A 6,014-nucleotide genomic window follows, 5' to 3' on the forward strand; every position below is an offset into this window, starting at 1 on the left:
AGGTCGAGTCACGGCTTCCAGTTTGTCACGGCGTCGCCGCGGGGGGAGTTCAGGGCTCGTAGGCGGTAGTTTGCGTAACCACGGCGAGCCTGCGAGTCCCGCTAATACGACGCAGTCGTCGGGGCTCCGGTGTCGGCGGAAGTGACGTTGCTCAGCTCACCGAGCTGGCCCGCGCGCACCGCCCAAACCTCGAAGAGCACGGTGCAGAACGGCGGAATGCTCGACAACAGTGCGAGCACCGTGGTCTTGGCATTCCAGGCCAGCTCACGGGCGGCGAGGATCGCGGTGATCACGAACAGGATGAAGATGATGCCGTGCGTCATCCCGAACACCCTGACCGGCCAGGTGACCGGTTCGGGCAGGCGCTTGAACACCATGCCGACGATCAGGAAAACCCAGGAGATCGCCTCCAGCACAGCGATGAAGCGGAACCGCTTGGCCACGGTGGTCGTGTCGAAGAAATTGCCCATGGCCACCATTGTGCCGGACTGCTACGACGCGTCGTAGTTGAACTGGTCACACTTCGGCCCGCGGCCCCCGTCGGCCCGGTATATGCCGGGGCCGACGGAAACGGGAACTAAACCTTGATGATCAGGGCGTCACCCTGACCGCCGCCACCGCACAGGGCGGCCGCGCCGATACCGCCGCCACGCCGCTTCAGCTCCAGCGCCAGGTGCAGCAGGATGCGCGCGCCCGACATGCCGAGCGGGTGGCCGATGGCGATCGCGCCACCGTTGACGTTCACCTTCTCCGGATCGATGCCCAGCTTGCGGGTCGAGGCGATACCGACCGCCGCGAACGCCTCGTTGATCTCGACCAGATCCAGCTCGGCGGGCGAAATGCCTTCGCGCGCACAGGCCTTGGCAATGGCATTGGCGGGCTGATCCTGCAGGGTCGAGTCCGGACCGGCGACAACGCCAGCGGCGCCGATCTCGGCGATCCAGCTCAGACCGAGCGACTGCGCCTTCTCCTTGCTCATCACGACCACCGCGGCCGCACCGTCGGAGATCTGCGATGCGGTGCCAGCGGTAATGGTGCCGTCCTTGCGGAAGGCCGGGCGCAGCTTGGCCAGCGATTCGGCGGTGGTGTCCGCGCGGATGCCCTCATCGGTGCTCACCAGGACCGGATCGCCCTTGCGCTGCGGCACCGCGACCGGAACCACCTCGTCATCGAAGACGCCGTTCTTCCATGCCGCCGCCGCCCGCTGATGCGAGGCCGCCGCGAACGTGTCCTGATCCTCCCGGCTGACCGGCTCGGTGTCGTTGCGCTGTTCGGTCAGCGCACCCATCGGCTGGTCGGTGAAGATGTCGTGCAGACCGTCGTAGGCCATGCTGTCACGCATCGTCACATCGCCGTATTTGAAGCCCTCCCTGCTCTTTTCGAGCAGATGCGGGGCCTGGCTCATGGATTCCTGGCCACCGGCGACGACGATCTCGTACTCGCCAGCGCGGATCAACTGATCCGCGAGTGCGATCGCGTTGATACCGGACAGACACACCTTGTTCAGCGTCAGCGCGGGCACATCCATCGGGATGCCGGCGGCGACCGCGGCCTGCCGGGCCGGGATCTGGCCCGCGCCCGCAGTGAGCACCTGGCCCATGATCACGTAGTCGACCTGCTCCGGCGCGATGCCGCCCTTCTCCAGCGCCGCCTTGATGGCGAAACCGCCCAGGTCGGAACCGCTGAAGTCCTTCAGACCCCCGAGCAGCCGACCGACCGGGGTACGCGCACCGGAGACGATCACGGTTGTGGTCACGACGAGCCTCGCATTCATTGATCGGAACAGCGCCGCACACTCCGTACTGCACGGAACAATGCGCGGCGTCAACCTCTGTACTCAACGGTAGCTTGTCCTACTCGACCGACCCTCTCCAGGTACGCGGTGCCCTCGCCTGCGCTGGGCCGAGCGCAAGGACTAATGACGGCCTTCCGCCCGACTGCGTCCGATCAGGCGCTACGTTCGATTGGTGAGCAACGTTATGGACCCGTCGAACTTCATCCCCGGCGACTACGTCATCGCCGTCGACCACGTCGGCATCGCCGTGCCGGACCTGGATGCCGCAATCGCCTGGTACGCCGAGAATCTCGGCATGATCGAGACCCATCGTGAGATCAACGAGGCGCAGGGTGTGCACGAGGCGATGCTGTCGCTGCCCGGCGCAGCGGACAGCGCGACTGCTCTGCAGTTGCTGGCTCCTTTGAACGCGGACTCGACAATCGCCAAGTTCATCGACCGCAGCGGACCGGGACTTCAGCAACTCGCCTATCGGGTCACCGATATCGAGGCCGTCTCCACGTATCTTCGTGATCGAGGTCTGCGTTTGCTGTACGACGCCCCTCGGCACGGAACCGCGGATTCCCGCATCAATTTCATACACCCGAAGGATGCTGGCGGTGTGCTGATCGAGTTGGTCGAGCCGAACTCGAATGTTACGCACTAGTATCAAGATCGGGCCTGAAAAACTCGTCCGGATCACATTCGCGGTCGAGTCACCATGAGGTGCAAGTAGGCTGTAGTTTGTGTGCCATGTCGTCACCTGAGTCCGATCGCAATCGCTTCGTTGCACTGCCCTTCACCGTTGTGCGCAAGGGTTATGCGCAAGACGAGGTACGCAACTACTTCGACCGTTTCGATGCCGAGTTAAGGGTCACCGCCACAGATCGGGATGCCGCTGCGGCGCAAGCCCGTAACCTCGCCAGCCAGCTGGAGGACGCGCGGGACGAGATCGACGAACTCCGTAAGGAAGTCGATCGCCTTTCGGTTCCGCCAACCACTGCGGAAGGTATGTCCGACCGCATCTCTCGGATGCTGCGGCTGGCCTCCGACGAGGCCTCCGAAGTGCGCGCTCTTGCGCAGGCCGAGGCGGCGGAAATGGTGTCGATCGCCGAGCAGCAGGCCACCGAAATGCGTGGTAAGTACGAATCGCTGCTCGCCGAAACCAAGGAGAAGCGCGAGGCGCTCGAAATCGAATTCGAGCAGACCCTCGCGAATGCGCGTACCGAATCCGCAAAGATCATCGAGGCCGCCCAGGCCGAGGCCGACCGTCTCGGCAAGGAAGCCGACGCCAAGCGCAAGGCGACCCAGCAGGACTTCGAGGCCACCATGGCCGAGCGTCGCACCAAGCTCACCCGCGCCATGGAGGAGCTCGAGGCCACCAGCCGCGCCGAGGCCGCTCAGCGGATCAAGGACGCGACCGACGAGTCCAACCGCCTCATCACCTCCGCCACCCAGACCTCCGAGCGCAAGATCGCGCACGCGAAGGAACTCGCCGAGGAGATGCGCGTGCTGCGCGGCCGGGTGCTCGCCCAGCTGCTCGGGATCCGCGGTCAGCTCGACTCGGTGCCCGCCATGCTCGCGGCGGTCAACCGGGAAAGCGAACTGCTGGACGGTGTTCCGGATCAGCGCAAGTCGATCGGCGGCGGCACCAAGTCGGTCACCGGTGGTTCGCGCACCAAGGCGATCCCCGAGGTCTCGGCCGAGGAAGACGACATCGACGCCGACGAGCGCGAGAACGTCGAAATCAGCAACTGACACCGGCGGGCTGAGCGGCGACAAACGCAACATCCCAACCGAATTCACACCGAAGGCCGCCCCGGAACCGGGGCGGCCTTCCTAATGTGTGGCACGGGCGCTTCAGTGCCCCAACGCTATTCACGACCAACGACGCGTAATCCGGCGTGTCCGACGGCCGTTCCAGCAGCCACGATGCCAGTGCCTGCGATCGTCCTCACCGTCGTCGACCGCCCACGCGACGATATGTGCCACCCCGGGCGGGATTTCGTGATCACAGCCCGGGCAGCGATAGGTTTTGATCGCCCGACTGCCCGGAACAGTCCGCACGATGTACATTTCGTCGCTGTCCGGCCCCGCCTCCCGTCGACCGAATACGTCACTGGTCGGCGAGCCGCCCGAGTGCGAGCGGCCCACCTGGCGTTCCGTCCGCGGTTTCCGTCGGGGCATGGCACAAGCCTAGGTCGTGGCCCGGCGCACACCGCGCACAGTCCGTCCTACCGTTGAGCGAGTCTCAGCGATTCTCTCGCCGCAGCCCTTCCCTTCACCGGCCACTGCCGACTCCCGGAGGAGTTGAGGTCTCACAAGGCCTCCACGAGGCATTCATCCTCTTCGGGTAACTTCCCGGCAAGTACTGATCCAGAGCACTACCAAATAACGCTGACCCACGCCGAGAAACAGCTCATCAGTTCTCAACCCCCGCGCACGGCTTGGCGGGGCGAATCCGTGCGCGTCCAGCAAATTCGTGTACAGCGGGCGGGGGGGATTTGCTAGAAGAGGCGGAATTCGTTGCTCTCTGTGCCGCGCAGGGCATCGTAATCGAGGGTCAGGCAGCGAATGCCACGGTCCTCGGCGAGGGTGCGAGCCTGCGGCTTGATCTGCTGGGCCGCGAAGACACCCGCCACCGGAGCCAGGAGTGGATCGCGGTTCAGCAGTTCGAGGTAGCGGGTCAGTTGTTCGACACCGTCGATTTCGCCGCGGCGCTTGATCTCGACGGCCACGGTGGCGCCATCGGCATCACGGCAGAGCAGGTCCACCGGGCCGATGGCGGTCATGTATTCGCGGCGGATCAGCGTGTAGCCGGGGCCGAGGGTCTGCACATGCTCGGCGAGCAGTTCCTGAAGATGGGCCTCCACACCGTCTTTCACCAAACCCGGGTCGATGCCGAGCTCATGCGAGGAGTCGTGCTCGACGTCCTCGATGGTGATGCGCAGTTCTTCACCCGCCTTATTGGTGACCACCCAGAAGGCCTTCGCGCCCTCCGGTACCGCGTCACCATCGCGCTCCTCCAACCAGCACGGCGGGCTCATCCAGTTGAGCGGCTTATATGAGCCGCCATCGGAATGCACGAGTACCGAACCGTCCGCTTTGATCAGCAGCAATCGGCGGGCCATGGCGAGATGGGCGGTGAGTCGCCCTACGTAGTCGACCTGACAGCGAGCAATCACTAGGCGCACCCAAGCACTGTAGGTGAGTGCCCGGTCCCGCCTGGCGTCAGCCCTGTCGCATCGGATTGTCAGCCCATGAGCAGGATGGCCGCGAGGATCGCGCTCACGGCGAGCAGGCCGGATTCGACCCTGGTGAGTCTGCGGGTCGACGCCGCCTTGGCCCGGATCATCCCGAAGCCGACCGCTGTCCCGATACCGAAGGCGACCAGGTGGCCGACATTGGTGAAGGTCTGTTCGATCAGCACACCCTCGGCGGCAACGATGAACCACACGGTGGACCAGGCGATACGCCAGCGATGCGGGATGGCGACGACGATCGCGCCCACCAACGCCATGGCGCCGTAACTGACCCCCACGTCCTGGGCCCACCGAATACTCGCAGGCAGCCAATCGGCCTCGATGGCGATCCAGAGACCAGCGGCGACCAGGAGGGTGGCCCCGATATGTCCGGCCAGGAAGACACGCACCATATGCACCGCACCGAACCGCAGCTCGGCAAGGGCGAGCAGACAGCCGAGTAATGGGATCAGCACCCAGGCGGCACTGACATCACCGATCACCAGCGCACTCGAGAACACGGTGCTGATACGGCCGTTCAGCAGATTGTGCAGATTGGTGCTCGCGTGCAGCACCATCCGCGTTTGCGCGGAATCGCTGAGCACGGAGAAGACCACGGTGACAGCGACAAGTGCCGCCAGATATCCGAACGTCGCCGGGAGTCTCAGTTGCCACCCGCTCGAGCGAAGCGGTCTGAGGGGAGCAACCGGCGCGCGGTCAGCGGTTGTCGTCGCTGCGACCATTACACCTCCGTTTGGGTCGACGCTCTCCCGTCCAGAGGATGCCGCGCCGACTACTACCTACTGTCTCTCTCCATCATGCGTGATCGAACCGCACACAGTCTGGCTGTTCCCTGTGAGATTGCTCCAAAACATCGGACCGCACACGAGAAAAGACAATATTACGCAAAAAGGCCCCCAACTGTGTTGGGGGCCTTTCGCAAGGATGTTCCGGCGGTGTCCTACTCTCCCACACCCTGTCGAGTGCAGTACCATCGG

7 protein-coding genes are annotated in these 6,014 nt (G+C 64.5%); 2 read left to right on the plus strand and 5 right to left on the minus strand.

Annotated features, from left to right (window positions below; all coding sequences use genetic code 11):
* Window positions 1-101: 101 nt before the first annotated feature.
* Both ACWEO2_RS17220 and ACWEO2_RS17225 read right to left on the minus strand, forming a co-directional pair.
* Window positions 102-470, minus strand: a complete 369-nt coding sequence (locus ACWEO2_RS17220; protein WP_354954895.1) for a DUF3817 domain-containing protein — start codon at window positions 468-470, stop codon at window positions 102-104.
* Between the two features lie 107 nt (window positions 471-577).
* Complete coding sequence (locus ACWEO2_RS17225; RefSeq protein ID WP_452406181.1) at window positions 578-1,756, minus strand: acetyl-CoA C-acetyltransferase; 1,179 nt, start codon at window positions 1,754-1,756, stop codon at window positions 578-580.
* Between the two features lie 223 nt (window positions 1,757-1,979).
* On the opposite strand from ACWEO2_RS17225, the gene mce reads away from it, so the two are divergent.
* Window positions 1,980-2,441, plus strand: coding sequence for a methylmalonyl-CoA epimerase (mce, locus tag ACWEO2_RS17230; protein WP_355182687.1), 462 nt, complete (start codon window positions 1,980-1,982; stop codon window positions 2,439-2,441).
* A gap of 86 nt (window positions 2,442-2,527) precedes the next feature.
* Entirely contained in the window at window positions 2,528-3,532 is a 1,005-nt protein-coding gene (locus ACWEO2_RS17235) for a hypothetical protein (protein ID WP_452406182.1), read from the plus strand.
* A 120-nt stretch (window positions 3,533-3,652) separates the two neighbouring features.
* Here the strand turns inward: ACWEO2_RS17235 and ACWEO2_RS17240 are convergent, their stop codons facing one another.
* The 3 genes from ACWEO2_RS17240 to ACWEO2_RS17250 form a co-directional block, all read right to left on the minus strand.
* Window positions 3,653-3,961, minus strand: a complete 309-nt coding sequence (locus ACWEO2_RS17240) for an ATP/GTP-binding protein (RefSeq protein WP_452406183.1) — start codon at window positions 3,959-3,961, stop codon at window positions 3,653-3,655.
* 320 nt (window positions 3,962-4,281) lie between these two features.
* Complete coding sequence (gene nucS, locus ACWEO2_RS17245) at window positions 4,282-4,968, minus strand: endonuclease NucS (protein WP_355182325.1); 687 nt, start codon at window positions 4,966-4,968, stop codon at window positions 4,282-4,284.
* A 59-nt stretch (window positions 4,969-5,027) separates the two neighbouring features.
* Entirely contained in the window at window positions 5,028-5,759 is a 732-nt protein-coding gene (locus ACWEO2_RS17250; RefSeq protein WP_452406184.1) for a rhomboid-like protein, read from the minus strand.
* Between the last annotated feature and the right edge of the window lie 255 nt (window positions 5,760-6,014).

It is taken from the genome of Nocardia sp. NPDC004278, assembly GCF_053602975.1.